Origin of the sequence: Myxococcus hansupus, assembly GCF_000280925.3 — a bacterium.
Lineage (GTDB): Bacteria > Myxococcota > Myxococcia > Myxococcales > Myxococcaceae > Myxococcus > Myxococcus hansupus.
Genome location: NZ_CP012109.1, coordinates 5,230,454 through 5,257,267, shown reverse-complemented (window position 1 = coordinate 5,257,267; position 26,814 = coordinate 5,230,454). Strand labels below are relative to the sequence as shown.

22 protein-coding genes are annotated in these 26,814 nt (G+C 69.1%); 9 read left to right on the top strand and 13 right to left on the bottom strand.

The window, feature by feature from the left end:
• Window positions 1-19: 19 nt before the first annotated feature.
• Together A176_RS20230 and A176_RS20225 are read left to right on the top strand one after the other, a co-directional pair.
• The gene (locus A176_RS20230) at window positions 20-358 is read left to right on the top strand and encodes a DUF3969 family protein (protein ID WP_226993938.1); all 339 of its coding nucleotides are present in this window, start codon (window positions 20-22) and stop codon (window positions 356-358) included.
• Window positions 359-829: 471 nt separating this feature from the next.
• Window positions 830-1,588, top strand: coding sequence for a hypothetical protein (locus A176_RS20225; RefSeq protein ID WP_002634984.1), 759 nt, complete (start codon window positions 830-832; stop codon window positions 1,586-1,588).
• Window positions 1,589-1,660: 72 nt separating this feature from the next.
• Here the strand turns inward: A176_RS20225 and A176_RS20220 are convergent, their stop codons facing one another.
• The 8 genes from A176_RS20220 to A176_RS20185 all read right to left on the bottom strand — a co-directional run bounded on the left by A176_RS20220 (window position 1,661) and on the right by A176_RS20185 (window position 10,975).
• A complete protein-coding gene (locus A176_RS20220) occupies window positions 1,661-2,347 on the bottom strand; it encodes a hypothetical protein (RefSeq protein WP_002634985.1) in 687 nt (228 codons plus the stop codon).
• Window positions 2,338-3,330: a hypothetical protein gene (locus A176_RS20215; RefSeq protein ID WP_002634986.1), complete on the bottom strand. Its 993-nt coding sequence runs from the start codon at window positions 3,328-3,330 to the stop codon at window positions 2,338-2,340. Before A176_RS20215 ends, A176_RS20220 begins: the two co-directional genes overlap by 10 nt.
• A 50-nt stretch (window positions 3,331-3,380) precedes the next feature.
• Complete coding sequence (locus tag A176_RS38750) at window positions 3,381-5,027, bottom strand: pilus assembly protein TadG-related protein (RefSeq protein WP_144429577.1); 1,647 nt, start codon at window positions 5,025-5,027, stop codon at window positions 3,381-3,383.
• Window positions 5,024-5,797 carry a TadE/TadG family type IV pilus assembly protein gene (locus A176_RS20205; protein WP_044890094.1) on the bottom strand — a complete coding sequence of 258 codons (774 nt, stop codon included), beginning with the start codon at window positions 5,795-5,797 and terminating at the stop codon, window positions 5,024-5,026. Before A176_RS20205 ends, A176_RS38750 begins: the two co-directional genes overlap by 4 nt.
• 2 nt (window positions 5,798-5,799) lie before the next feature.
• Window positions 5,800-6,204 (bottom strand): hypothetical protein, encoded by a 405-nt coding sequence (locus tag A176_RS20200; protein ID WP_044890095.1) that lies wholly within the window; start codon window positions 6,202-6,204, stop codon window positions 5,800-5,802.
• Between the two features lie 998 nt (window positions 6,205-7,202).
• Window positions 7,203-8,222 carry a hypothetical protein gene (locus A176_RS20195; RefSeq protein WP_002634990.1) on the bottom strand — a complete coding sequence of 340 codons (1,020 nt, stop codon included), beginning with the start codon at window positions 8,220-8,222 and terminating at the stop codon, window positions 7,203-7,205.
• A gap of 447 nt (window positions 8,223-8,669) precedes the next feature.
• On the bottom strand, window positions 8,670-9,242 hold the full coding sequence (locus A176_RS20190; RefSeq protein WP_002634991.1) for a GNAT family N-acetyltransferase: 573 nt from the start codon (window positions 9,240-9,242) through the stop codon (window positions 8,670-8,672).
• 305 nt (window positions 9,243-9,547) lie between these two features.
• Window positions 9,548-10,975, bottom strand: a complete 1,428-nt coding sequence (locus tag A176_RS20185) for a serine/threonine-protein kinase (protein WP_226993937.1) — start codon at window positions 10,973-10,975, stop codon at window positions 9,548-9,550.
• A 209-nt stretch (window positions 10,976-11,184) separates the two neighbouring features.
• Between A176_RS20185 and A176_RS20180 the strand changes: the two genes are divergently transcribed.
• Entirely contained in the window at window positions 11,185-12,729 is a 1,545-nt protein-coding gene (locus A176_RS20180) for an aldehyde dehydrogenase family protein (RefSeq protein ID WP_002634993.1), read from the top strand.
• A gap of 6 nt (window positions 12,730-12,735) precedes the next feature.
• On the opposite strand, the gene A176_RS20175 is transcribed toward A176_RS20180, so the two are convergent.
• Complete coding sequence (locus A176_RS20175) at window positions 12,736-13,620, bottom strand: LysR substrate-binding domain-containing protein (RefSeq protein WP_002634994.1); 885 nt, start codon at window positions 13,618-13,620, stop codon at window positions 12,736-12,738.
• Window positions 13,621-13,719: 99 nt separating this feature from the next.
• On the opposite strand from A176_RS20175, the gene A176_RS20170 reads away from it, so the two are divergent.
• The 5 genes from A176_RS20170 (at window position 13,720) to A176_RS20150 (ending at window position 20,194) form a co-directional block, all read left to right on the top strand.
• Window positions 13,720-15,357: an acetolactate synthase large subunit gene (locus tag A176_RS20170; protein WP_002634995.1), complete on the top strand. Its 1,638-nt coding sequence runs from the start codon at window positions 13,720-13,722 to the stop codon at window positions 15,355-15,357.
• 36 nt (window positions 15,358-15,393) lie between these two features.
• Entirely contained in the window at window positions 15,394-16,827 is a 1,434-nt protein-coding gene (locus A176_RS20165; RefSeq protein ID WP_002634996.1) for an aldehyde dehydrogenase family protein, read from the top strand.
• A 48-nt stretch (window positions 16,828-16,875) separates the two neighbouring features.
• The gene (locus A176_RS20160) at window positions 16,876-17,502 is read left to right on the top strand and encodes a YigZ family protein (RefSeq protein ID WP_002634997.1); all 627 of its coding nucleotides are present in this window, start codon (window positions 16,876-16,878) and stop codon (window positions 17,500-17,502) included.
• 33 nt (window positions 17,503-17,535) lie between these two features.
• A complete protein-coding gene (locus A176_RS20155; protein WP_002634998.1) occupies window positions 17,536-18,870 on the top strand; it encodes a replication-associated recombination protein A in 1,335 nt (444 codons plus the stop codon).
• A 142-nt stretch (window positions 18,871-19,012) separates the two neighbouring features.
• On the top strand, window positions 19,013-20,194 hold the full coding sequence (locus tag A176_RS20150) for a TIGR03118 family protein (RefSeq protein ID WP_044890096.1): 1,182 nt from the start codon (window positions 19,013-19,015) through the stop codon (window positions 20,192-20,194).
• 58 nt (window positions 20,195-20,252) lie between these two features.
• On the opposite strand, the gene A176_RS20145 is transcribed toward A176_RS20150, so the two are convergent.
• The 3 genes from A176_RS20145 to A176_RS20135 all read right to left on the bottom strand — a co-directional run bounded on the left by A176_RS20145 (window position 20,253) and on the right by A176_RS20135 (window position 23,949).
• On the bottom strand, window positions 20,253-20,954 hold the full coding sequence (locus A176_RS20145) for a hypothetical protein (RefSeq protein ID WP_044890097.1): 702 nt from the start codon (window positions 20,952-20,954) through the stop codon (window positions 20,253-20,255).
• Window positions 20,955-21,093: 139 nt separating this feature from the next.
• A complete protein-coding gene (locus A176_RS20140; RefSeq protein WP_002635001.1) occupies window positions 21,094-21,981 on the bottom strand; it encodes an ATP-grasp domain-containing protein in 888 nt (295 codons plus the stop codon).
• Window positions 21,982-22,134: 153 nt separating this feature from the next.
• Window positions 22,135-23,949, bottom strand: coding sequence for a hypothetical protein (locus A176_RS20135; RefSeq protein WP_044890152.1), 1,815 nt, complete (start codon window positions 23,947-23,949; stop codon window positions 22,135-22,137).
• Between the two features lie 111 nt (window positions 23,950-24,060).
• Between A176_RS20135 and A176_RS20130 the strand changes: the two genes are divergently transcribed.
• Window positions 24,061-25,284 (top strand): hypothetical protein, encoded by a 1,224-nt coding sequence (locus tag A176_RS20130; RefSeq protein WP_044890098.1) that lies wholly within the window; start codon window positions 24,061-24,063, stop codon window positions 25,282-25,284.
• Window positions 25,285-25,343: 59 nt separating this feature from the next.
• Here the strand turns inward: A176_RS20130 and A176_RS20125 are convergent, their stop codons facing one another.
• Window positions 25,344-26,789 (bottom strand): amidase, encoded by a 1,446-nt coding sequence (locus tag A176_RS20125; protein ID WP_002635004.1) that lies wholly within the window; start codon window positions 26,787-26,789, stop codon window positions 25,344-25,346.
• Window positions 26,790-26,814 lie beyond the last annotated feature (25 nt).

Sequence of the window (26,814 nt, the reverse complement as noted above, 5' to 3'; positions counted from 1 at the left end):
CGGAAGTGGGGGCTCGCGAGTGGAGTTGTCGTTTCTCGCTGCTGGCGAGGTCGAGGTCCAACAGATGGTGGCCATTGCCGCATTGGGGATGTGCCGGGCGCTGGCGGCGGGCGCAGTGACGCCAGGATATGCGTGTGGGCGACTGTTCGGTCCGGCATTGCTCTCGCGTCTTGATGTGCTGAACGCGCATCCCGAGCTTGTCCGTGCCATTCACTTGGCTACAGAGCTTGAGGACCTTTCCGAGCTGGCTCCGGAGTCGATGGGCTCATCGATTGCTGAGATAGAGGCGTGTCTGCTGAGGGTATTGTCCGTGTTGCCTCCGTCACCCACGGTCGGCGCGAAGTGGCTCGTCAAATAAGGTGCATCCAGCGTGATTCGAGGCGGCACCTGAAGAGGCGCATCCCTCCTTGGGCACTCCAATTCAGGCCTCCGAGTCGGAGACTCGGGTGCTTTTTCGTTTCGAGCGAGAGCCCTCGTGTTTCCGCGTAAGGTGGTGAGGACCATGGCCCCCATTCGTCTCATCGCTGTCTCTTGTGTCGTTGTTCTCGGCTTCATCGCGGCTTGTGGCGACGATCCTCCCCGGCCGCCTCCTACCGAGCCACCCGACGCATCCGTGCCGGAGTGCAGCGGCGCTGGCGCCGCATTGTGTGGCGATGTTTGTGTGAACACCCTGAGTGACCCGGCTCATTGTGGTGGATGTGGCAATGCCTGCTCATTGATCGAGGCCTGTGAGGCTGGCGCATGCATCGGGGTCTGCCAGATTGACGGCAACCGGGTCACTGCTGGGGCGCTGAACACGGCGAACGCGTGCGAGCAATGTACGCCAGAGGTGTCCGCGACCACGTGGACGCAGCTCACGGACGGGACGTCGTGCGGTTCCGGCGAGGTTTGCTCCGTGGGTGAGTGCAGCCCGAAGTGCTTCATCGATGGCGAGCTCCACGCCGAGGATGCTGTGAATCCGGCGAACCCCTGTGAGGTCTGCGCGCCCTCGACGTCGACGACGACGTGGTCCGCCCGCGCGAGCGTTCCGTTGTTGGTGGGCGGCGAAGACATCGCGGCGCAAGGCTGGAACGTGGTTTCGCAGACGCCGAGTACGCTCTCCTACGGCGAGGACTACGTCCGCCTCGAGACCTCGACGAACAGCGGCGGTCGAACGAGCGGGCAGTTGCTCATCGCGAAGGCGGACGCGGTTGACCCGACGAATCCGTTCAAGCTCCAGGTGACGATGCTGGTCGAGTCGGTGAACCGCCACAACTCGCTCGACAGTGGCGCGGCCATCCTGGGGAGCTTCACGCCTCCGGCTGGCAACTCCACGGACCGTGCGCAGATGATCTACCTGGACAGCGCGGCCATCGGCTGGGCGGATGACAGACAGTCCGCGGCGTTCGCCGTGACGGACGGCGCTTACCATGTCTACGAACTCGCGGTGGATGCCGCGAAGGTGGCGACGGTCAGCGTTGACGGCGTCGCGATGCTGACGCGGAACAACTTCACGGCGACCGGTACCATCGCCATCGGGGACCAGACCAACGATCCGAACGTCGACGGGGTGGTGCGGATCAAGTCAGTCGCGCGGCTCTGTCCCTAACGCACGGAGCGGCGGTGCTGACCCGGGCCGTGGCGCCGTCCGCGCGCCCGGCCTCGGGTTCACCTCCAATGCCTACTGCGCGCCGCGCATCGTCTCCGCGATGCCCATCTCCAGGATGAGGAGCACGGTGCGCTCCCTGACGCCCGGCGCCACGGTGAGCGCGATGCGCTCCGGGCCCTTCGTGAACCCGTCGTCTGGCCCCTGCTCGTATCCCTGCGCGGCGAGCTTCTCGCGATAGAACGCGCGAATCTCCGCCGGAGTCGCCGTCGTCGCGTAGGTCATCGACTTCATCCACTCGAGCTGGGTGCTGGTGACGGGGCCACTGCCTGGGTAGACGGGCGCGAACGCGGGCACCTCCTTCTGCCTCCGCTTGCTCAGCTCCGCCGAGCTGAAGATGAGCGTCGTCGCGCCCTTGCCTGACGGTTGCAGGATGACGGTGTACGAGATGAGGTTCTCCGTATCCAGCCCCGTCACCTGCTCTCCGAGCTGCAGTTTCACGGCCTCCATCTCCTCCGCCAGATACAGCCCCCTTCGGAGGAAGAGGGCGCGGAAGTGGGCCTTCAGCGTCGCGACGTCCTTGCTCGAAACGAGCGTTGAACTCTCGATGACGACGCCATCGACGACCATCTTCTCCGCGATGGTCGGCTTCGAAACCGCCCCTGGGACGTCCTTCACGAAGGCATTCGCCTCGGCGGTGGGCCCCACCGTGAGCGTCGTAAGGATGAGGGTCGCGAGGAGGAGGGGGCGGCTCAGTCGCATGTGTATCTCCCGAGGTAGACGAACTGCGTCGCCGTTCCCGCACGGAGCAGGTTCGCGGCGTCGAAGGCCTCGCGATACGTACCGCGTCGTCGGCCTTGTGACGGGGTGTGAATGGAGTTGTGGTCCATGGGCTGCGTCTGCCAGACGCGCTCGTGGAACTCTCCGAAGGTGCCGGACTCCTCGCCCCGGAAGCTCAGGTAGAAACCGGTTACCCGTCCCGGCGGAGAGCTGCCGACGACGTTGTCTGTCCATCGCTCGGGCACGCCTGTCCATCCCATGGACCGGTCCCATCCTTCGTGGGCGAGGCTGTAGAAGGCCCGGTTCTGACAGCGCTGCCCGGGGACGTCGTCCTGGAGGAGGTGGCACTCGAGGTCCTCGCCCGACCCCTGGGTGAGCCCATGGTCTCCGAGGAGGATGTTCAGCGAGCCGCGGCAGGTGGTGCCCGACGCGGGCCGGCCCAGGCCGCACAGCCGGAAGGCCGTCCGCGTCACATGCTCGGCGGTGAAGATTCCATTGTCCGCATCATCGAGGAAGCGCGCTGGCAGGTTGATGGTGTCCACGGGCCCCTGGGTGATGCACGAAACCGCGCCGGGCTCTCCGTAGGCGGGGGTATTGGCCGTCGCGGACACGCTGAACCCTCCGCGCGGGTCCAGGGTGCGGATGCACGCCGTGGTGAGCTCGCCCGCCCGGGTATAGAGCTGGGTGGGCCCCATGGCGCGCTGCACGCTCTGGCGGCCATCCCAATCCACATACCGCGCGTTGGTGGTGTCCGTGGCTTGCGGCGCGGCAATCCTGCCCGAGTCGTACCAGGCCCAGTCGTCGACGCCCTCCACGCCCGGGCGCTCGACGCGGTACGCGGTGGCATCCCACGCCGCCGCCGCCACCGCCTCGTGCGCCTTCAACGACAGATGCGTGAGCTCCGCGAAGTGCAGGCCGAACATCAGGACGGTGACCATCAACATCAGCCCGAGCACGGTCTCCACCAGGGCCTGTCCGCGCGGGCCCCCAACGGTCCTCGCAATGCCTTTGCGCTTCACCATCCGGTGTACCCGTTGAAGAGCAGGCTTTCGAACGCGCCTTGTGCATCGGTGGCGCCGGTACCTCCCAGGAACTCCCGCGCGCGTGCGTCGAACGCGGTGCGCTCGGATGACTCGACGCTGGGGCGGTCGACGGAGAACCGCGTCAGCCCTGCCCGCCAGTACGGCGCGAACATGTTGGGAGGCTCCGTCGAATGCTGGAACCGGTGGTAGTAGACGACGCCAGAACCCACGGCCACCTGGCGCGGCGCCCCTTCGAAGATGGGGCCGCCTCCCAGGTCGAGCCTTCTTCCCGCCCCGAGTCCGCCGCTGAGGTTGAACGAGAGGTCCCAGACATCACGTTGGGGCACCGGCTCACGTGCCAGCGCCGTCACCAGCTTGGGCTGCCCCTGGAGGTTGTCCGCATCCAGGACCTGGCTGCCATTGAAGTCGACGAAGGGCGGGAACGTCTCGAACGCGTGCCGGACCGAGTGGCCCACGCCCGCGTGCCCGAGCGCGGAGACGCTCACGGAGCCGTCCCCAATCCCTCGCCCCGCCACGCCGATGGCCGCCGCGATGGGGAAGGCGGGGAGCGGGGACGCACACATCGTCCAGTTGCGGAACCGCTGCGCGGCGCCCGGCACTCGGGCGAGGTCGGCGGCGGGAAGGAAGGCGACGCGGGTTCGTGCGCTCTGCCCATCATGCGCGCGAGGCTCATACGGCCGTCCCGACGGATTCGTGGCGTAGTCGTTGTCGTAGTAGCCCTTTCCGTTCCGGGAGCCGCTGTAGAAGATGTGGCCGGCGCCCAGCAGCACCAGGGAGCGGCGGCCGACGCTGTTCGATGAGAACAGCCGGTCCCAGTCGCTCCCTTCGCTCCGGTTGCGCAGGAACGGGTGCCCCCGGCTGCCCATCACGATGTGACCGACCTCGTGCGGTTCGCTGCCTTGGCGGGCCGTCGCGTGGTCGAGCACCGCGTCGCTCAGCTCCTGCTGCGTGACGCGCGTCCCCGCGGGCTGGACGCTGAGCTCGTCGGGCGCGACGAGGTTCGCCTGGGCGAGCGACTGGTGCGCGAGCCCCTCGGGGCCGTCGCCTATTCGTGCTCGGGCCCGGGCCAGCACCTCCACCTGCGCGGCGTGGATGCGCTGCGCCGCGTTCCAGCGCGGCAGGGTCTCCGCGGCGAAGAGCTCGGTGTCGCGCCGCAAGTCATCGCGAACGCTGCGGGCATGCAACGTCGACGCGGTGGCGAGCGCGAGCGTCTGGGCGAGCGCGCGCGAGCACAATCGGCACAGGGGCTTGGGCGGTGGAAAGCATTGGACCACGGTGTTGAGGGCGTAGGGCGCGGTCATCAGGCGAAACAGCTCCGCCGCGTTGTCCGCGTGCTTCCAGTACAACGTGGACCACGAGATGAGGCTCAGGGTGCCGAGCGTCGAGACGGCGTGCGCCACCTGGATCCGGTTCATCACCGCCACCGCGTTGAACGCGCGCGCGGTGGTCACCGCCGAGCTGTAGGCGGTCGCGTCCGCGAGCGTCTGCAACTCCATGCGCTCCTTCACCTTGGCGCCCATGGACAGCGTCATGCTCACCATCACCACCAGGAGCAGCATGGTCAGCGCGAACAGCACCAGCGTCTGTCCTCGCATCGCGGGCGGGAGTCGGGTCGTCATGGTTCGAACCCCGGCGCCGCGCACTCGGCCGCGGCGAATTCGGACAGGCGAGGGGGCGTCATCATTCGCATGGTGGAGGAGACCTCGATGGGGAACATGTAGTGCCCGCGCGCGAGCCGGAGCCGGAGCTCGTCGGCCATTCGGGCGTTGATGGTGGGCCGGGGGCTGACTTCCCAGTCCGCCGCTCGGGTCATCATGAGCGGGTTTTGCTCCGTGTAGCTGGAGAGCCCCAGCCGCGCCGCGGCGATGCGGGAGAACACCCAGTCGGCGAAGGGGATGCGCAGCGGCGCCCAGAAGACCATTCGGACCTCGAGCCGCAAGGGCTCGGTCCGGCCCGCGCGGGGCAGGGGTTGGTCGAAGGCGATGACATCCGCGAGGGTGGGCGTCGGCTGCTCTCGCACGAGCCAGACGAGGGCCTCGGTGTCACCACCGGCGCTGTTCCAGCCCGCGCCCATGTATCCCTGATAGTGGTTGTCCCGGAACCGGCCAAAGGCTTGTCCCAGTTGCTCCCCGGGCGTGGCACCCGGGACCCTCCGGTCACCCAGGAACGAGTGCACGGCGGGAAGCACCGAGAGGATGGCGGCGTGAGTCATGGGCGTGCAGGCCCCGTGATTGAGCGAGCCGACCCGCGTCGCCTGGAACACCCCGTACTGCGCGAAGAGGCGGGCCTGGGAGAGGAGGAAGAGCTGAAGACAGCCCAGAATCACGAACAGGACGAGGGGCATCGTCAATGCGGTTTCCACCGCGGCCTGTCCGGATTCGCGCCGCATGTCTATGGTCCGGTGCCGTCGCAACCCGCCCCCTGACAGTCTTCTGGAATGAAGCGACTGGACTTCTTGAGTTGTTCGACCTGCTCGGGGCACAGGACGTGTTCACCGTTGCGGTCTCGGCAGAACATCTTGGATGCCTGCACCATGGCCGTCCGCATCTCCAGCTTCTCCTCCTCGGTGCACTGGCGCATCTGGCCATTGCCACTCATGCAGTTCTTTTCGTCGCGGCGCTGTTTGACTGCCGCGCGCCGGTCATTGACGCGATGGCACCGCGCATAGCAACGGTCCGAGGCACGGCCGCAGTGGAGGCGGCACTGTGCGCGCTCCTCGCAGAGCGCGGTACATTCCGCCTGTCTTTTGGCGCAGCGCTTGGGGCAGTCCTGGTCCGCGCGCTTCTCCGGGGACATGCCTTGGCCTTCCTGGTTCGGGTCGCTGTCGCTGTTCACGGGCGAAGAGGACGCGACAGGCGGTTTGAGATGGCCAAACTCGACCTGGGCCGCGAGGCGCTGCTTCGACCTGGGCCGACAGAGCCTGTCCAGGTCGCAGGTATACCCGTGCTGACTGCACCGCCCATATGAATCACAGCCAAACAGGATTTCCCCGTCCCCACCCGAGTCAGGACAGCCCCCGAAAAAGGCTGCAATGCATAGCAGCACGAGGGTCGCCGGGAGTGGACGGTTGCGGGAAGGCATGAATGCACTTCCTCCTGATGCGCGGGGCAGGGGGGGCAGACGTTGGGCTTTGGGAACGTCAATCGTAGACAAGTGCGAGAGGGTGGCAAGACGCAGCTCGTCGTCTGTCGTCTGCAATTGGATGGTGCGGACAACGATGGGGCCTGGCGTGTCGTGCCGTTGACAGTTGAGGTAAATTGCAATGATTTGGGGCCGAGCCAGGTCTGGAGCGACCCATTGGACGCAAATCGCATCCAGCCACTCCTGGTGCGCTCCGCTTGCGACCCGAACACTTCAGACCCGAAGTCGGAAGCGTGAGCGGGCAGGCGTTGACTGGGGCCATTCGCCTTCTTCGCCCTGTTTCCGGGCGCCTACACGCTGGAGTTCCAGCGGGCGGACATCCCTTTGACGCGGCGAGAGGTGGATGTCCTGGGCGGTGACGGAACGCTGCTCACGGTCGACCTGTGACGCGCGCGAGTGGCCGCGCGATGTCGCTGCGCAGGACGTTCGGGCGCGATGGCCGGCTCACCTGATGGGGCGAACTGTCGCTGCCGTTCTTGCGTCAGCCCCCAGCATGGAGCTGCGCGTCCCGGCTCGCGGGCACCGGCGCCTGACAGGCATGTCCTCCCTGTCGCGGCCTCCGTGGTGACGTTGCCCCTTGGCTCCGGGGCAACGCCACCTGACTGCACCGCGCTCCGGACGGAGTCTTCATTCCCGTCCGGAGCGTGGGTGAATCACTCCACCCAGAAGGTGTCCACGTAGACGCTGAAGCCCGTCTGGGTGTCGACGTAGAAGCTCACGCCGTGGTTGCTCCACGGGTCGTTCGAGAAGCCGTACTGGCAGCCGAAGAACGAGCGGCCCGACGTCAGCGCGGCCAGGTTCTCCAGGCCGGCGGTCTTCACCTGCGGGTCCACCACGTTGGTGTGGTTCTCGGCGTAGGCAATGCCGGCCTCGACCGCCGCATAGACCTCGGCGCCGTCGGCCAGATTCGGACGCATGGAGATTCCTCTCCCGTTGTCCGGCAGGAGCTGCGGCCTGATGCCGAAGCACTCCTGGATCTGGAAGTTGAAGTACTGAGAATTCACCTTCGACAGCCAGTCGAAGTGGCGCGCCATGTTCGTGCCGTGGTTGGGCCGCGGCAGGGCGTGCACCGCCTCGATGAGCGCCTCGAAAGGACGGCTCAGCGTGGCGGCATTGCGCAGGTTGCGGAGGCTCACCGCGCCGATGCCCGACGTGTTCGCGATGGCGTCCACGGTGGCGAAGGGGCGCAGGTTGCGCAGGTTCGTCGCGCCCGTCCGGGCGTCCGGGAGGATGTCGTGCAGGCCGGTGGCGCTGATGCTGTTCACCAGCGAGACGATGGCGGTCGCGTCATCCTGCGAGAGCGCGAGGCTGTCCAGGATGCCGTAGCACTCCGCTTCGATGTAATCCAAGCCCCGGGCCGCGCTCACGATCTGCTGCAGGCGCGCATCACCGACCAGCTTGACGGCGGCGACCTGCGCCACGGTCGAGAACGGCCGTGCGGCAATCAGGTTGTGCGCGACGTTGCTGGGCAGCGCGGCGTCCAGCCGGTCGAAATCCGACTCGTTGAGGTAGTCGAGGACGCCCTGGCACTCGGGGGCGAGGTCCACGTCCGTCTCTGTCAGCGGCGCCTGCTGCTGCTCCAGCGGCTGCTGCGTGGACGTTTCGGTTTCGCTGGGGCCACAGCCCGTGAGCAGACCGGTGGCGAGGACGGCAGATCCAATAAAACGACGCATCGAGGGAACTCCTGCTAGGGGGACAACAAAGTGAGACGGCTTAATACATCAAAGCCGATTGTTTCTGGCAATCCTGAAATGAATTGTTGTCATGTCACAACTTTGTTTCAGGTGCCGTGCACTCCGCGTGTGTCCAAGGCCCTCTTCGCGTCGCGATAGGGTGCATTTCTCCTCTGAGACAACCCCAAGGGTCCTTGTCCGGCGAGCGCGCCTGAATCAACTGTCAGGACATGGACAGGTGGTGAGGGATTGTCCCTGGAGGATGTCTGTTTTGGACGTGATACGTCTCAAGGACGCGGCGTCACAGGCCGGGCGATGAGGCGGGAAAACGGCTTAGTTTGGAATCCCGGTAGGGTCTTCCATGGCATGGGGATTATCGGTCCAGGCGCCCGGGAGTTGCGCGGTGGCCTGGCCGAGTCTCACGCTGAGGGAGCGTTCGTTAATCGCTCAACGGGACCGCGCGGCCCAGTTCCACGCGACCACGGCCCATTCGTCAGTGGCGTCGCGGTAGGTGTGGAGGGTCTCGAAGCCGACCCGCTCGTGCGCGCGCAGGGAACGGGGGTTGCTCGCGGAGACCTCGGTGACGATGAGGTCGAACTGGTTCCGGAACTGCTCCCGGTGCTGGTGATAGAGGCGCTCGAACAGGCCCTGTCCCCGGTGCGCCTTGTCGATGCAGATCTGCCCCATCACATAGAAGCGGAACCGGTTCAGGGGCGTGCCCCGGAACTGGAGCGTGTCGAAGAGCGCGAACATGGGCTCCAGGACTGGCGCCAGCGCCCGGGCTTCCCGGGGCATCGTCAGGGCGTAGGCCACCAGGGCCTCTCCGTGATTGGCGACGATGCTGGGCGCCATGGCGTGCATCCGCTCCAGCGCCGTCAGGTCGTGCTGGACCGTGACGAACCCCTGGGAGCGCATCTCGTCCGCGTCCAGCGCCGGCTTCAGGTTCTTCTGTTGCAGCGCGAGGATCTGTTCCAGCTCGGCCCGGTGCCGCACGGTCGTGACTGTGTAGGTGGGCTCCATGGGCGCGAGGATATGCCGCGACCGCGCACCTTGCCGAAGCGACGCGCGGTGCGGGCGGGCTGCCGGGCTGCCGCTTCGGCATACCGCTGGCGCACCGGGCGTCGACCTGGTGGTGGTCCTCGGACCCACGGTGTGCGTGGGAGGTTGCCCTCAAGGGCCAAGATGTTTCGGGGGGGCCTGCTCAGGTCCTCCGCGACTGCCGCGCCGCTGTCGCCGCTGTCGCCGCTGTCGCCGCTGTCGCCACTGTCGCCACTGTCGCCACTGTGCCCTTGGGTTGAAGGCGCCGTCGAGGGCTGCCGCGCATTTCAATGCGACACAGGGCAGTGGGCGGGGCTCGATGTGGCGGGCCGCGTTGAGGGGTAGGCAGGGAGGTAGCAGTCGCCTTTGTAGACGTAGCCGTCCTCAGCGCAGTCCTTGGGGTCCACCGCGAGTTTCACCCAGCATCCACCTTGAATGGGCACGTGGACCTTTCTTGGGCAGCGGCCGGATGAGTCTGGGCGCGTCTGTCCAGGAAAAGGGCGGGGTGGCAGGTCCAGCGAGATTGCGGACCACGCGGAGGGTGTTTGCGTCGTCGCGACAGGCGCCGCGAACACGCTGTCCCCCACGGCGATGGTGCCGCCATCGGTGGCCTCCGCCGAGACGAGCGGGGGGCCACGTGCGAACTCCACGGCAGCCCCGGCCCGGGGCCTCCATCCGAGGCTCACGACCAGCGGGCCTCCGAGCCCAATGATGGCGACCCACGGCCAGCGGGTCCTCCGGGCGCGGTACGGAATGGAACGTCCATTCCACGGTGGCGCTTCGTCGGCCCGCGAGGCGCCTTCGGGGCTCAGTGGCAGGTCCGCCTCCTTCCCCGACCGAGCCGCGAGGTGCTCCAGCGCCTCCGCCAGCTCGCGCGCGGTGCCTCGCCTCCGCGCATCCGGCGCGAGCATCCGTGAGACCCACTGACTCAGCTCCGGGACGCAGCGGACGTTGTCGTCACTCGCGGCCGGGGCGCGAGCGCCCTCGGTGTGCCAGTACCGGGACTCCGCCACCTCCGGATGCGTGGCCGGCGGGTATCGCCCTGTGATCAACCGGTAGGCGGTGACGCCCAGCGCGAAGAGGTCATCCGCGGGCCCAGGGGCATACGGCGGTGGCGAGCCGCCATCCGCGGCGGCGACGAAGCGCCAGGCTTCCGGTGAGCGGTACGCGGGCGTCCCGGGTGGGAACGGTGAGCTCGTCTGCGTCGCGGCGCCCACGTAGTGGCTCGACCCGAAGTCCATGAGGAACGTGAGCCCGTCGGACTCGCGCACGAGCACGTTGTGCCCCTTCACGTCCCGATGGAGCCCACCGGCCGCGTGGGTGGCTTCCAGCGCCCTCGCCAGCCTTGCGAGCAGGCTCATCACCTGCCGCGACGAGGGGCGGTGCTCGCTTGCCCATTCATAGAGCGGGGCGCCTTCCACCCAATCCATGGCGAGATACGGATGGGGTGGCCCGTTGCCGGGCTGCCAGAGGCCGCTGGCTCGCAACCGGGGGACGGCGGGGTGGTGGATTCGGGACAGCAACTCCGCCTCGCGCGCGAAGCGCTCGTCCCTGGCATGCAGCGCCAGCTTGAGCGCCACGGTGTTCGTGCCCGTGGCGTCGCGCGCTCGGTAGACGGCGCCGTATGCGCCTTTGCCGCGCAGCTCCATGAGCCGCCATGGGCCTACCCGGGTGCCGGGTGGCAGACGGGCCGGATTCAGGAAAGAGAGCCCCATGCGCGGGAAGGCTACTTCCTGAGTAGTCGGTTTGCACCGGAATCCGTCAGGTCAAGCACATCGGAGCGCCGCTGGGGCATCGCGGGAAAGGCGACGCAACCCGTGACCTGGGAGCATCAGTTGCCGCGCGTCTCCCCGGCGCCCAAGTTGACGCAACGAGCCAGGGCCGAGTGGAGTGTCGGCTTGGTCTCCTTCCGGGAGGGCGTCCCATGGCAAGTGTGGTGCCTGCTTACGCGGAGTGGTCGAACCTGGAGCGCCGCATGCGTGCGCTCGTTCCCGAAGCTTTCGACTCGGCGGGTCGAGTCTTGAACCTGATGGGCGGTGAGTGGGGCCATCCCGGAAAGGGAAAGCCCTATCTGTCTCCCGTGGATGGCACGGTGCTGGGCCGTCTGCCCATGATTGATGGAAACACCGCGCGCACGGCGGCGAGCTTCGCGGCCGCGGAGGCGCGGTCCTGGGCGGGACAGGACCTGGATGCGCGCAAGGAGCGCGTCACCCAATGTCTGGCCATGCTCCGCGAACAACGCGAGCTGTTGGCCCTCATCCTGGCCTGGGAGATTGGCAAGCCCGTGCCGCAGTCCCGCGTCAGCGTGGACCGCTGCATCACCGGCGTGGAGTGGTACGTCTCCCACATCGAGTCCATGGTCGACGGCCGCAAGCCGCTGGGCCTCATCTCCAACATCGCCTCGTGGAACTACCCGCTGTCCGTGCTGGTGCACGCCGTGCTCGTGCAGGTGCTCGCGGGCAACAGCGCCATCGCGAAGACACCCACGGATGGCGGCCTCTATTCGCTGACGCTCTGCATGGCGCTCGCGCGGCGCTGCGGTCTGCCTGTGTCGCTCATCAGCGGCTCGGGTGGGCAGCTCAGCGACGCGCTGGTGCGCAACCCGGAGATTGCCTGTCTGTCCTTCGTGGGCGGCAAGGCGAACGGGCGCGACATCGCCGCGGCCCTCTATGACCGCAACAAGCGCTACATGCTGGAGATGGAAGGCGTGAATGCCTACGGCATCTGGCACTTCAGCGACTGGGACGGCCTGGCGAAGCAGCTCAAGAAGGGCTTCGAGTACGGCAAGCAGCGCTGCACCGCGTACCCGCGCTTCGTGGTGGAGCGCAGCCTGATGCCGCGCTTCCTGGAGACGTACCTGCCCGTCGTCTCCGCCCTCAAGGTGGGGCATCCCCTCCTGGCGGAGTCGCCGGACGCCGAGCCCCCTGCGCTCGATTTCGGGCCGCTCATCAACAGCCAGAAGGTCGAGGAGCTGCACGGCCTGATGAGCGAGGCGGAAGGGCGGGGCGCCGTGCCCCTCTTCGCCGGGCGATTGGATTCGGACCGCTTCCTGCCGGACCAGGACGTCTCCGCCTATCTCGCGCCGCACGCGCTGCTCCACGTGCCGCGCAACTGCAAGCTCTACCACGGTGAGCCCTTTGGGCCGGTGGACACGCTGGTCGTCGTCGACAGCGAGGAGGAGCTCATCGCGGAGATGAACGTGTCCAACGGCTCCCTGGTCGCCTCCATCGCCTGCGACGAGCCCGACACGTGCCGGCGCGTCTCCAACGAGCTGAGGGCCTTCAAGGTGGGCCACAACGGGCCGCGCTCGCGCGGAGACCGCGAAGAGGTCTTCGGCGGTATCGGTGGCTCGTGGAAGGGCTGCTTCGTGGGCGGCAGGTACCTGGTCCAGGCCGTCACCGAGGGCGAGCCCGGCGAGCGGCTCTTCGGCAACTTCCACGAGTACACGCAGCTCCCCGACACGCGCTGAAGCGATTCACCGCTTCTTCGTGCGTCTGGCGCCGCGCACCTCCGCCGCGAACAGCTCCGCGGCGGGCGTGCGCGGTGCGCCTTTGCGCCACAACAGCGCGGCCAGCTCCGCCCGAGGCGTGGGCGAAAGCCGCTTCACCACCAGCCCCGCGGTGTCCGCCAGTTGGGGTTCGGGGAGCACCGTCACCGCCAACCCCGCGCGGACGATGGCGAGCACCGTGGCCACCGCGTTCGATTCGAGCGCCACATGCGGCGCGACGCGGATGGCCGCGAAGTAGGCATCCACGCGCGCCCGTGCGCGCAGCCCTCGCGAGAGCAGGGCGACGGGCTCCTGGGCCAGGAGCTTCGCCCCCACGCTGTCCTGCTTCGCCAGCGGGTGATTCCGGGACACCACGAGCGCCAGCTTGCTGTCGAAGACGGGCTCGGCCTCCAGGTCGGGTGAGCGCGCGGGGGCATAGCCGAGGCCCACGTCGAGCCGTCCGTCCGCCAGCCGCCGCTCCACGCGCCGCACCACGGCCTCCTCCGCGCTCAGCACCAGCCCGGGGTGTTTGCTCAGCACCGTGGCCAGGGCCGGGAGCACCACGCCTCGCATGCTGGGCGGATACCCCACGCGCAGCGCCCCCGTCGTGAGGCCGCGCAGCGCGCCCACCGCCACCTTCCCGGCGTCCACGTCCTCCAGGGCCCGAGAGGCGTAGGTCCGGAACAGCTCGCCTGCCTGCGTGAGGCGCACGCCGCTCCGGGCGCGTTCGAAGAGTGGCGCGCCGAGCTCCTCCTCGAGCTGTCGAATCTGCTGCGACAGCGTGGGCTGGGAGACGTGGACGCGCTTCGCGGCCCGCCCGAAGTGCAGGGTGTCCGCGACCGCGGAGAAGTAGCGGAGGTGGCGCAGTTCCATGAAGCCATCATAGGCCGTGCCTATCGGGTTCATGGGAACAAACGAATGTACCAATCGAGGCCGGCGCGTAAGTGTTCACCCATCGCGGAGGAGACACCGATGAAAGCGGCGGACCTGTTCGTCAAAGCGTTGGAAGCCGAGGGCGTGCGCAGCGTCTTCGGGCTTCCGGGAGAAGAGAACCTGGATGTCGTCGAGGCCATGCGGGCCGCGGGCATGCGGCTGGTGCTGACCCGGCACGAGCAGGCGGCGGGCTTCATGGCGGCGACGTATGGCCGGCTCACGGGCCGCGCGGGCGTGTGCCTGGCGACGCTGGGGCCCGGGGCGACGAACCTGGTCACCGCCGCCGCGTACGCGCAGCTCGGGGCCATGCCCATGGTGATGGTGACCGGCCAGAAGCCCATCAAGGCGGGCAAGCAGGGGCACTTCCAGATTGTCGACGTGGTGGGGATGATGCGCCCGCTGACCAAGCTGACGCGGACGCTCGTGTCGGCGGAGCACGTCCCGTCGGCGGTGCGCGAGGCCTTCCGCCGGGCCGAGGAGGAGCGCCCCGGCGCGACGCACCTGGAGCTGCCGGAAGACATCGCCCGCGAGTCGAGCGACGCCGTGCTCCTGGCGCCCAGCGCGCAGCGAAGGCCCGTGGCGGACGAGGCGTCCATCGCGCTGGCCGTCGAGGCGATTGCGTCGGCGCGCAGGCCCTTGTTGATGATTGGCGCTGGTGCCAACCGCAAGCTCACGTCGGAGATGCTTCGCGTCTTCGTGGACAAGACGGGCATTCCCTTCTTCAGCACGCAGATGGGGAAGGGCGTCGTCGATGAGTCCCACCCCCTGTGGATGGGGACCGCGGCGCTGTCGGAGGGGGACTTCGTCCACCGCGCCATCGAGGCCTCGGACTGCATCATCAACGTGGGGCACGACGTCATCGAGAAGCCGCCGTTCTTCATGCGCGACAGCCGCCGCACGGTGGTGCACCTCAACTTCTCCACGGCGGCGGTGGACCCCGTGTACTTCCCGCAGTTGGAGGTGACGGGCGACATCGCGAACGCGGTGTGGCGCATCGGTGAGGGCGTGGGGCCTCGCGCGCACTGGGACTTCGCGCCCTTCGAGAAGCTGCGCGCGGGGTTGGAGGCGCAGCTCGCGCATGGGGGCGATGACGACCGCTTCCCCATCTACCCCGCGCGGCTCGTCGCGGAGATGCGGCGCGCGGTTCCGGACGACGGCATCGTGTGCCTGGACAACGGCATGTACAAGCTGTGGTTCGCCCGCTACTACCGCACGCGCCGGCCCAACACGCTGCTGCTCGACAACGCGCTGGCGACGATGGGCGCGGGGCTGCCGTCGGCCATCGCGGCGAAGCTGGTGCACCCCCGCCGCAAGGTGGTGGCGGTCTGCGGCGACGGCGGCTTCATGATGAACTCGCAGGAGCTGGAGACGGCCGTGCGGCTGGGGCTCGACTTGACGGTGGTCGTCGTGCGCGACGACGGCTACGGGATGATTCGCTGGAAGCAGGGGGAGATGGGCCTGCCGGACTTCGGCATGGCGCTGGGGAACCCGGACTTCGTCCGCTACGCGGAGGCGTACGGGGCCCACGGCCACCGGCCGACGAGCGCGACGGAGTTCGGCGCCACGCTCTCGCGGTGCCTGGCGTCGAGCGGTGTCCACGTCATCGACGTGCCCATCGACTACTCGGACAACGCACGGGCGCTCGGCGCGGGCGCGGAGGAGCTGGCCGCGCTCTGAGGCGACACGGCGGTTCGCGAACACAGGAGGAACACCATGCTGGCTGAACGTTACCCGTACTACCTGGCCAACCGACCCCACCAGCCGAACGCGGCGCTGGCCGTGACGCACAAATACTCCGGCGAGGTCGTCACGCACGTGGCGGTCGCGGACGCCGCCGCCGTGGAGGTGGCCATCGTCGCGGCCGTGCGTGCGGCCGGGCCCATGCGCAAGCTGGCGCCGTACGCGCGGCAGGCCGTGCTGGAGCACTGCGTGCGGCGCTTCCGCGAGCGCGCCGAGGAGTTGGCGCTGGCGCTCTGCATCGAAGCGGGCAAGCCGCTGCGCGACGCCCGGGGGGAGGTGGACCGGCTCATCGACACCTTCAAGGCCGCCGCCGAGGAGGCCGTGCGCGGCGGCGGAGAGGTGCTGAACCTGGAGGTGTCGAAGCGCGCCGCCGGCTACCGGGGCTTCACGCAGCGCGTCCCGGTGGGGCCGTGCTCGTTCATCACCCCCTTCAACTTCCCGCTCAACCTGGTGGCGCACAAGGTGGCGCCGGCCATCGCCGCGGGGTGCCCGTTCATCCTCAAGCCTTCGGACCGCACCCCGGTGAGCGCGCTCATCATGGCGGAGGTGCTCGCGGAGACGGACCTGCCCGAGGGCGCGTTCTCGGTGCTGCCCGTCCGGCTGGAGGACATCGCGCCGCTCATCGAGGATGACCGGCTGAAGCTGCTCTCTTTCACGGGCTCGGAGAAGGTGGGGTGGGAGTTGAAGGCCCGGGCCGGGCGCAAGAAGGTGGTGCTGGAGCTGGGCGGCAACGCGGCCTGCGTGGTGGACGCGGCGCCCGGCGCGCCGCTGGACTTCATCGCGGACCGGGTGGCGCATGGGGCCTTCTTCCAGGCCGGGCAGAGCTGCATCTCGGTGCAGCGCGTGCTGGTGCATGCGTCGCTGTACGACGCGCTCCGCGAGAAGCTCGTCGAGCGGGCGAAGGCCCTGCGGCCGGGCAACCCGTCCGATGACGCCACGACGCTGGGGCCCATGATTGACGAGCCCGCGGCGCGAAGACTGGAAGGGTGGATTCAGGAGGCGGTGAAGCGCGGGGCCCGCGTGCTCACCGGGGGGGGACGCCACGGGCCGGTGCTCGACGCGACGGTGCTGGAGGCGGTGCCCGGTGACGCCGCGCTGAGTGACGAAGAGGCGTTTGGCCCGGTCGTCCTGCTCCAGCCCTTCACCGACTTCGACGAGGCGCTGCGCCAGGTGAACAGCGGACGCTTCGGACTCCAGGCGGGCATCTTCACGCAGGACCTGTCGCGCGCGATGCGGGCCTGGGACGAGCTGGAGGTGGGCGGAGTCGTCGTGGGCGACGTGCCGAGCTTCCGCGTCGACACCATGCCCTATGGTGGCGTGAAGGGGTCGGGCATCGGCCGCGAGGGCGTGAAGTACGCCATCGAGGACATGACGGAGCTCCGGCTGCTCGTGCTGCGTCAGGCATGAGGCGGACGGGGGGCGGGATATGAGACACTGCCCCCCGCCACCGCACCCATGGACGAGAAGCGCTACCCCATCCCGGCCGGGCTCCACCGGGTGGAGCAGGACATCCAAAAGAGCCGCTTCATCACCACGGCCGCCCACGCGCCCACCGTGGAGGAGGCGAAGGCCTTCATCGCCCGTGTCCGTGAAGAGTTCGCGGACGCCACCCACAACTGCTGGGCCTTCGTCGTCGGGCCGCCGGGCTCCACCGCCCAGGTGGGCATGAGCGACGACGGCGAGCCCCACGGGACGGCCGGCAGACCCATGCTCACCGCGCTGCTCCACGGCGGCGTGGGCGACGTGGCCATGGTCGTCACGCGCTACTTCGGTGGGACGCTGCTCGGGAAGGGCGGGCTGGTGCGCGCCTACACGGCCGGTGTCCAGCAGGCGCTCGAAAGCCTCCCCACCACCGAGCGTGTGCGCAAGACGCGACTGGCCGTCGAGGTGGAGTACACCCACGTGGATGGGCTGCGCCGCCTGCTGCCGAGCTACGAGGTGCAGGTGCTGGCGGAGGAGTACTCGGCCACGGTGGGGTACCAGTTGGAGCTGCCCGTCACCCAGGTGGAGGGGCTGCGGACCGCCTTGAATGACCTGACCTTGGGGCAGGTGCTCGTCGAGCCGCTCGATTCCGGTGATTGACCCTGGGCCTCGGAGGGGAGAGCCTTCGGCCCGATGAGCGCTGGACCCGACCTCTTCTCCGCCTCCGTCGACGTGAATCGCTTCGCGCCCCTGGCGGAGCGGATGCGGCCCCGCGCGCCCGAGGAGTTCATTGGCCAGGCCCACCTGCTGGGCCCGGGCCGGCCGCTGCGCCAGCTCATCGAGCGCAAGGCCATTGTGTCCTCCCTCTTCTGGGGGCCCCCGGGCGTGGGGAAGACGACGCTGGCGCGGATGATGGCGTCCAGCGTGGACGCGGAGTTCGTCATCCTCTCCGCCGTGTCGGACGGCATCCCCCGCATCCGCGAGGTGGTGGCCGAGGCCGAACGCCTGCGCAACCAGTACAGCCGTCGCACCGTCCTCTTCGTCGACGAAATCCACCGCTGGGCGAAGAACGTGCAGGAGCAGGCGCTGCCCCACGTGGAGAGCGGCCTCTTCGTCCTCCTGGGCGCCACCACGGAGAACGTCAGCTTCGAGGTCCGCCCGGCGCTCGTCAGCCGGTGCCGCGTGTTCCAGCTCCAGGAACTCACCGTCGCGGACATCCAGACGGCGCTGACGCGGGCGCTCGCGGATACGAAGAAGGGGTTGGGCGGCCGCAACCTCACGGTGGGCGAGGAGGCGCTGACGCTGCTCGCGAAGGGCGGCGTGGGGGACGTGCGCAAGGCGTTGGGGGCGCTGGAGCTGGCCGCCAGCCTGACGGCGGATGGCGCGGAGATTTCGCCCGAGACGGCGCGCGAGGCGGTGGGCACCAGCCTGTCCCGCCACGACAAGGATGGGGACCAGCACTACGACTTGCTGAGCGCGCTCCAGAAGTCCTGCCGCGGCTCCAACGTCCAGGGCGCCGTCTTCTGGGCGGCGAAGCTGCTGCAGACGGGGGATGTGGCGTCACTGTGGCGCCGGCTCAAGGTGATTGCCGTGGAGGACGTGGGCATGGCGATGCCGGAGGCCATCAGCATCGTGCGCGACTGCGAAGAGGCCTTCCACGCCATGGGCATGCCGGAGGGCCGCATCTGCGTGGCGCATGCCGTCGTCCTGCTGGCCACGGCGAAGAAGACCAACCGCGCGTACGCGGCGTTGGACGCGGCGCTGGCGGCGTTGCAGGAACACCCCAACGCGGAGCCCCCGCTGCACCTGCGCAACGCGCCCACCGATTTGATGAAGGAGCTGGGGCACGGCAAGGGCTACCAGCCGCCGTGGAACTTCAAGGACCACTACGTGCCCGGGCAGACGTACCTGCCTGCTCCCCTGGAGCGCTCCGTGTTCTACCGCCCGAGCAAGGAAGGCTACGAAGCGGAGATTCACGAGCGCATGAGCCACTGGTGGCGCGAGGACAAGGCGTCCCGGGGCGAGTAGCGCGCGTTGCCCCTCCGGGCCGGGTTCTGCCGTGTGGTGCGCAATGCGCCCGGGCAGAAGTGTGGGTTGTTCATCCGAAGACGCCCTCCCAGCTTGTTACTCACTGAGCACGCGGCGGTTCGCGGACTCAGAGGGGGGACTCATGATGAACACACGCAGGCTCACGTTGAAACAAGGTGTGCTGTCCGCGGCGGTCGCGGCCCTCGCGGCGCCGGCCGCTCGCGCGGCGATGCCACCCGCGCCACCGGCCGACTGCTCGGTCGCGGGTGGCTACACGCAGCGCAACCTCGTGGCCAACATGCCAGGGCTGGGCGCGGAGCATGTCGACCCGCACCTCGTCAACGCGTGGGGGCTCGCCTTCAACCCGACGGGCGTCTCGTGGGTGTCGAACAACGGCACGGGCACGTCGACGCTTTATGATGGCAACGGCGTCCAGCAGCCGCTCATCGTCGCCATCGCCACGCCTCCGGGGGTGGCGGAGCCGGGGAAGCCCACGGGCCTCGTCTTCAACGGCACGGAGGGTTTCGTCATCTCCGCGGTGGCGGGCACGTCCGGACCGGCGCGGTTCATCTTCGTCACGGAGCAGGGTGTCCTGGCGGCCTGGTCGCCCGTGGTGGACGAGGCGCGGGCGTTGCTCGCCGTGGACAGCTCGCCGATGGGGGCCGTGTACAAGGGGCTCGCGCTGGCGGACAATGGCACACAGGCCATGTTGTACGCGGCGGACTTCCACAACGCGCGCATCGACGTCTTTGATTCCCACTTCACGCGCATGCAGCAGATGCCGGGGGCTTTCATGGACCCCTCGCTGCCTCCGGGGTACGCGCCCTTCAACATCCAGTATCTCCACGGCGAACTGTATGTGACGTACGCGATGCAGGACCCGGAGCGCATGGATGACGTGCCGGGCGCCGGGGCGGGCTACATCAACGCCTTCGACATGAACGGACAGCTCCTCCGGCGGGTCGCGTCGCAGGGCGCGCTCAATGCGCCCTGGGGGCTCGCGATGGCCCCGGCGGACTTCGGCGCGTTCAGCAACCACCTGCTCGTGGGCAACTTCGGAGACGGCACCATCCATGCCTATGCGCCCGACACCGGCGCCTGGGCGGGGGCGCTGTCGCGGCCGGATGGGCAGCCACTCGTGATTGAGGGGCTCTGGGGCCTGAGCTTCGGCAACGGCGTGCAGGACCAGCCCCTGGAGACCTTGTTCTTCACGGCCGGACCCGCGGATGAGAGCCAGGGGCTCTATGGCCGCCTGGACATGACGCCCACGTGTCCGCAGAACCTGCCGCCCTGGAAGGCGCCCGGCGAGCAGACGTTGCAGTGAGCCTCGGGTGACGGGCGCGGACTGGAGGAGGGTGCTCCGGCCCGCGCCGCCCGGTCGTTCATTTGTCCTGCTGGGAGCCGCTGCCGCCATAGCCCTGGTCGCGCAGTTGCTCCCAGTGGGCTTTCGCCTGCTCCTCGCGCTGGAGGCGGGCATCCGCCTGACGCTGCTGGTCCGCCGCCTTGCGCCGGGCGTCCGCGACCGCGCTGGAGAAGTCACCGGCGGACAAGTCTTGTGCCCGGACGTCTTCGTTGGCGTTCACCGCTTCGTATTGCGTTTGTCGAAGCTGCGCGCTCGCGACGTCCAGCTCGCGTTCACGCACGACCTCCAGGGACTTCAACGTGTCGACCGCGTCGCGCCTCCAGGCTGTCTCCGCCTGGGCGAGGGTGAGCGCATGCTGCGACTCGCAGGCCGCGCCTCGCGCCTGCTCGATGGCGGCGAGGTCTCCCTTCTCCTGCGCCGACTTCTTCGCCAGCTCGTCCGCTTCGTGCCGGGACTTCGCGGCGGCTTCGTTGCGGCGGGCGACCTCCAGCGCCTGCTCGGCGTCCTGCGCCGCCACGCGTGCGCGGGGGATTTGCTCGCGGGCCTGGTCCTCGGCGAGTTGGGCTTGTCTCACGTCGCCCAATTGTTCGGAGGGGACTCTGGCCACCCATTCCTTGTCCACCTTCGCGCTGGAGCGTTGCTGCGAGGCACAGCCTCCCAGCAGCAACAGGGCCGTGCCGGCCACCCCGAGGTACATGTGTCGCCCGCCTGGCTGCGCCATGGCTTCCTCCCGGTCAAAGGGTCTTGTCCGAAAGTGTGCGCACCCAGGGGAGGGTGAAAGCAGCGGCGCACCGCTCGCCGCGCGACTGGCCCCCGCGCGGTGGGAGGGGCCGTCCACGGAGGTGGCGGACGCCGGGCCGCTAGCGAAGGTCCATCAGCCCTTCGAAGAGCGTGCGTGGGTCCAGGCCCGGTGGCAGGCCGGAGACGCCGCCGTCGTTCACCTCGACCACGGCCCAGCCGCCTGCCTGGAGCATGGCCACGTCCAGGGTGAGGAAGGGCGAGTCGATGCGACGGGCGAGCGGCTCGAAGCCGGTGAAGTCCGGCACGTCGACGTCGAACTCGTGGTACGGCTCGGCGGCCAACAGCCGCCCGTTCGCGAAGAAGAGGCGGAACTCGAGGTGGGCGGGGCCTGCGGGCGTGCGGCCGTACTCCTTGAAGGGGAGGAACTTGCGGACGACGAGGCCGCGCTCGAAGCGCTCTCCGCGTTCATCCATGAGGTTGGCGCAGATCTGCTCGAAGCGGGCCTGCGTCGTGCCCGCGGGGATGAAGCAGGCTTCGTCCCAGCGCTCCTTGGCGGACTTCACGTGGTCCTTCACCAGCCAGGGCTGGGGGCCGAGCGCCTGGGCGGCGTGCCACGCCTCCGCTGCGTCGGTGCCCTCCGTCCACACGCTGCGGGCGGTGAAGCGGGACACGCGCGGGTACCAGTTGGGCAGGTAGAGCGCCGCGGCGTACTGCTCGGGCGTCGTGGTGAGACGGTGCCCCAGGGCGGACACCGCTTCGTCCAGCGCGGCGTACTCCTCCTCCGTCAGCATCCAGCCGCGATAGAGGAGCGGAATCCGGCCGCGTTGGGGGAGGGTGGAGACGGCCTGCTCGGGGTTGCCGGAGAGCAGGGCCTGGAGGTCCACCTGGTAGGAGTCGACACCCAACGCGTCGGCCGCGTCGGCCTCCACGTCGAAGGGGTCGTCCTGGGACGGGTTCCGGCCGAAGAGGATGGCGCGCGCAAGAGACGGACGTCGGGAGCCTGGCATCCAGAAGCCTCGCTGCAAGGGTGGAGGTGATGGGGGGCACCTCCGACGCGGGCTTTTTCGGGGCCTGACACGCAGGGTCCCCAGGGGCACTTCGTCCCGAAAGGCTTCGGTCCGGCTCCCGCGTCTGCTACACCGGAGCCGACCTGTCGCGGCTCAGTCGCCCAGCGCGCCGTAGCGGACCAGGCGGTAGCGGGCGCCCTGGGCCTCGCGGATGCGGGCGGCGAGCTTGTCGTGCAGCTCGGGCTTCCAGGCGCTCCACCGCTGGAAGAAGGCGGCGGTGGCGGCCTTGTCGCCCCCGTGCTGGAGCGCGAGGACCTGCTCCAGCAGCTTCGTCACCACTGCCGGGTACTTGTCGTAGTGGATGCTCAGCCGCGCCGTCTGCGGGTCGGCCTGAATGAGGCCGTGCTCCAGGAACCAGTTGAACTGCACCAACTGCATGCGCTGGTAGGGCTGGTCCTCCCGCGGGCGCACATTCTGGAGCGTGCGGCGGATGCCAGAGGCCTGCACCGCGCGCAGGCCAGCGGCGTCCAGCGTGCCCTTCTTGTGGAAGTCGTGGAGCGAGAAGAGGCTCACCAGGTCCGCCTTCATCTCCTCCATGGCGCCCGCGTAGTCCTCGAGCGCCACGTCCAACGAGCGGCCCTTCTGGTCGCGGTCCGGCCCCAGGTAGTGGCCCACTTCGTGCCAGAGCGTCCGCTGGAAGTTGCCTTCGGGGACCAGCTCCTGGGCGTGGGCATCCGCCACCGCGGCGCGCCAGATGCGTTCATCGGATGCGAACAGCTCCGGGTTCCGCATGATGTTCTCGCGCAGCAGGATGGTGCGGCCATACCGGCGCGCGGCGAGCGGGTCGTTGGGGAGGATGCTCGCGGTGTTGGTGCCCCGGGACTGGCCGAAGTCCGCGATGACGTCGTACACGCCCACCGGGATGTCCTCGCGCACGCGCTTCTTCGCGGCGTAGGGCAGCGCGTCCTCCACCGCCTGGAGCCCGCCCAGGCGCTTGCGCAGCTCCTGCGTGGCCGGCTCGTTGCTCAGCAGCACCGACAGGCTGTGGAAGGCCTTCACGCCATAGAGCGCGTCGTCGTACGTCTCATAGGCGCCGAGCTGCACGTTGAGCTTCTGGAAGCGCCCCGTCACCCAGGCCGCGTCACCGCTCTCGTAGTCGTTGCTGAGCAAGTCGCGCGCGCGGTTGCGCAGGTAGCGCGCCAGCTCCGCGTCGCTGGGGGCCAGCCGGTCCGCCGCGCGCATGATGTGCCCATAGGCCTTCACCAGCTCCGGGCCGTAGGCCACCGCGTACGGCACCGCGTAGAGGACCTTGGCGTCCGGCTTCTTCGCCTGGGCCTGGAGCGACTGCCGCAGGCCGGGGTGCAGCGTGTCCAGCACCGGGTGCGCCTGGAGGACCTTCACGTCCTGGCGCAGGTTCGCCGCCGTGGCGCGGCGGACCACCGTCTTCTCGCTCAGCAGCTTCTCGCGCGCGTCGGGGTGGGCCGCGAGGAAGGCGTCGACTTCCGCCCGCGTGACATCCACCGGGTAGACGTTGCGCGCCGCCACCTGGGCGTCCACCGGCAGGAAGGGCTCGCGCGCGTTCGTCAGCGTGCTGGCGATGGGACCCTGGTAGAGCTTGTACAGCGCGAGCAGGTCCTGCGTGCGCTTCGGGCCTCCCAGCTTCTTGTCCAACGCCACCAGCTTCGCGTGGGCGGGGAGCGCCTGATGGTGGCGTGACGACTCATAGAGTCCCTGGAAGAGGGCGCCGGCCTCCAGCAGGTCCTTCACCGCCGCCTGCTCGTCGGGCGTGAGCCGCGACAGGTCGGGCGCCAGGCGCACCTCCTGCGTCTTGGCGAGAATCTCCGCCACCTTCTCCTCGGGCCAGTAGCCCGTGGGCAAGGAGGGGGCGGGGCGGCTGGGGGCCGCGGCCTGGGCCGACAGCGCGAGCAGCGCGGCGGCGCCCAGGGACAGCGCGTGGGGGATTCGCATGGCGCGCAAGACTGCCACGGAGGTGGGCGTATTCCCCACGGGTTCCATCACACCGCGTCACTTCGAAGTGACACCCTGGGCGACGGACAAGTCTTGCGCTACAGGGGGCGCATGAACTTCAAACTTCCCTTGGCTGTGACGCTATCCTCGGTACTCCCGGCTTTGATGGGCTGCGGTTCGCCGCCGCCCACGGACACCCCGTCCGAGGCCGTCGTGCTCGGGACGCAGGCCCAGGCACTGGCCACGGGCACGCCCGCCGCGGAGGGCGTGCTGGCGGTCCTCAACGACTACTACATCTCCCTCCAATTGCTGGACGACGAAGTGCCGCTGAACGCCCAGGCGGCGCAGGCGCTGATCAACTACCGCGCGGGTCCGGACGGCGTCCTCCGCACGTGGGACGACCGGCGCTTCTACAGCATCGAGCAGGTGGCCGCGGTGACGCACGTGGGTCCCGCGGCGCTGTCCGCCCTGGAGCTGTACGCGAAGGGCACGGGCCGCGTGGAGATGCCGGTGGACGGCCACGTGGGGACCTTCCACGGCGTGTCGTTCAACTTCGCCGAGGCCCGCCGCGCCATCCAGGCGGCGAACACGCAGAGCGCGGCGACGCTGGAGACGGTCGCGGGTGTTCCCGCGGCCTCGGTGGCGAGCATCGTCGCGGCGCGCCCCATCCTCCACATCGTGCAGCTTGCCCGGCTGGCGAACATGAACGCGGCCGCGCTCGGCGCGCTCAAGGCCTACACGCAGCTCGCGGCCGAAGGTGACCCGTGCACGGGCCCGGGCACGTGTCAGACGGGGCTCCACTGCGAAGGCCGGCCGAGCGACGGCTCCAGCCCCTATGGCCGCTGCATCGACACCGCGTTCATCCCGGGCGACGGCAACGTGTGCTCTCGCTTCGTCGCGTGCCCGTCCTCGAAGCTCATCTGCATTGGCCTGGATTCGGGCTGGGTGGAGGGCTTCTGCTCGCCCGCGTGGAAGGGTGCGACGTTCACCGAGTACGCCGACCTGCGCCTCCAGGCCAACACGCCGCTGCGGACGTCCACCACCGCGGTGGTGGGCCTGGCCACGGTGCCCATGGACATCAACGTGGAGCTGGACATCGTCCACACCCTGCCGCACCGGCTGGTGCTGACGCTGGAGGACCCGGGTGGTGAGACGGCGCTGCTGTGGGACGGCCCGAACGAGGGCACGCCGCCCTCGCGCATCGTCGTGAACCGGGGCATCCCGCGTGACGGCGTCATCAACGGCCTGTGGAAGCTGCACATCGCCAACCCCACGGGCCAGGGCAGCGGCACGCTCCGCTCCTGGAAGGTGAAGCTCAACAGCCGCTACGACTGAGCGGGTGTCTTCACGGTGGGCCTTCGCGCGTCGAAGGCCCACCGTTCGTTTCAAGGCGGCTACACGGGCCGGGTGACGTGCACCGGTGGCCGCCGCTGGGCCCAGGGCCGCGCCTTCTCGAGCTGCCCCGCGAGCTGGAACAAGGTGGCCTCGTCGGCATAGCGGCCGGCGAACTGGACGCCGATGGGCAGTCCCTCCGCGCTCCAGTGCAGCGGCACCGACATGGCGGGTTGCCCGGTGACGTTGAACAACGCGGTGAAGGGGCAGTGACCGAAGACGTGGTCATACCACTCGCGGGCGGACCGGGGCGCGTTGGCGTCCAGCAGTCCCAGCGGGAAGGGCGGCGCGGCCACCGTGGGTGACAGCACCACGTCATACTGCTCGAAGAAACGCCCCACCTGCCTCGACACGAAGTTGAAGATGCCCAGCGCCCGTTGCAGCTCCGTGGCCGACAGCGTCTGTCCGTGGTGCAGCGCTGCCCACGTGCTGGCTTCGAGCGACGCTGGCCCCGCCTCCTTCCCGGAGTGGTGCGTAATCGTCGCCACGAGCGACGCCATGGTCGCTGACCAGACGGTGGTGACGGCCTCGTGCAGCAGGTGTCCGTCATGGGGAAGCGTGGCCTCGGTGATGTCGTGGCCCAGCTCCTCGGACAGGCGCGCCGCCTGCCGTGCGGCCTCGGTACACTCCGGGCTGACGGGCCCGCCCATGGGCGACGCGGTCACCAGCGCGATGCGCAGCCGACGTGGAGCGTGGCTCACTTCTTCCAGGTACGGGCGCAGCGGGGGCGGCGCGTAGTAGGGGTCCCCCGCCTCGGGCCCCTGGGTGGCGTCCAGGGCCGCCGCGCTGTCGCGGACGGTGCGCGACAGCACGTGCTCGGCGCCCATGCCGAAGATGAATTCGCCCGCGTTCGGTCCCAGGGAGTTGCGGCCCCGCGTGGGCTTCAGCGCGAAGACGCCGCAGAGGGACGCGGGGATGCGCAGAGAACCGCCGCCGTCGTTGCCGTGGGCCATCGGGACGATGCCCGCCGCCACCGCCGCCGCCGAGCCTCCGCTGGAGCCTCCCGGGCTGCGCTCCACGTTCCAGGGGTTGCGCGTGGGGCCATGGAGGAGCGGCTCCGTGGAGGCGTTGTTGCCGAACTCGGGCGCGTTCGTCCGGCCCAGCAAGACGAGGCCCGCGCGCCGGTAGCGCGCCATCAACGCGCTGTCGTAGGGGAACACCGTCCCTTGCGCCAGCCGGCTCCCGAAGTCCGTGGGGACGCCTTCGGCATGCACGCCGATGTCCTTGATGAGGAACGGCACGCCCCGAAAGGGGCCGTCCGGGATGCCCTGCTTCAGGGCTTCGCGTGCCTGCGCGTCGCGCGTGTCGATGACGGCGTTGAGCGCCGGGTTGACGCGCTGGATGGCGTCCACCGCCACCCGGAGCAGCTCCTCGGGAGAGACTTCCTTGCGCCGTACCAGCTCCGCCAATCCCACTGCGTCAAAGCGGCTGTAGTCATCCAGGTTCATGCAGGCCTCATGGGCGCCGGAGGGG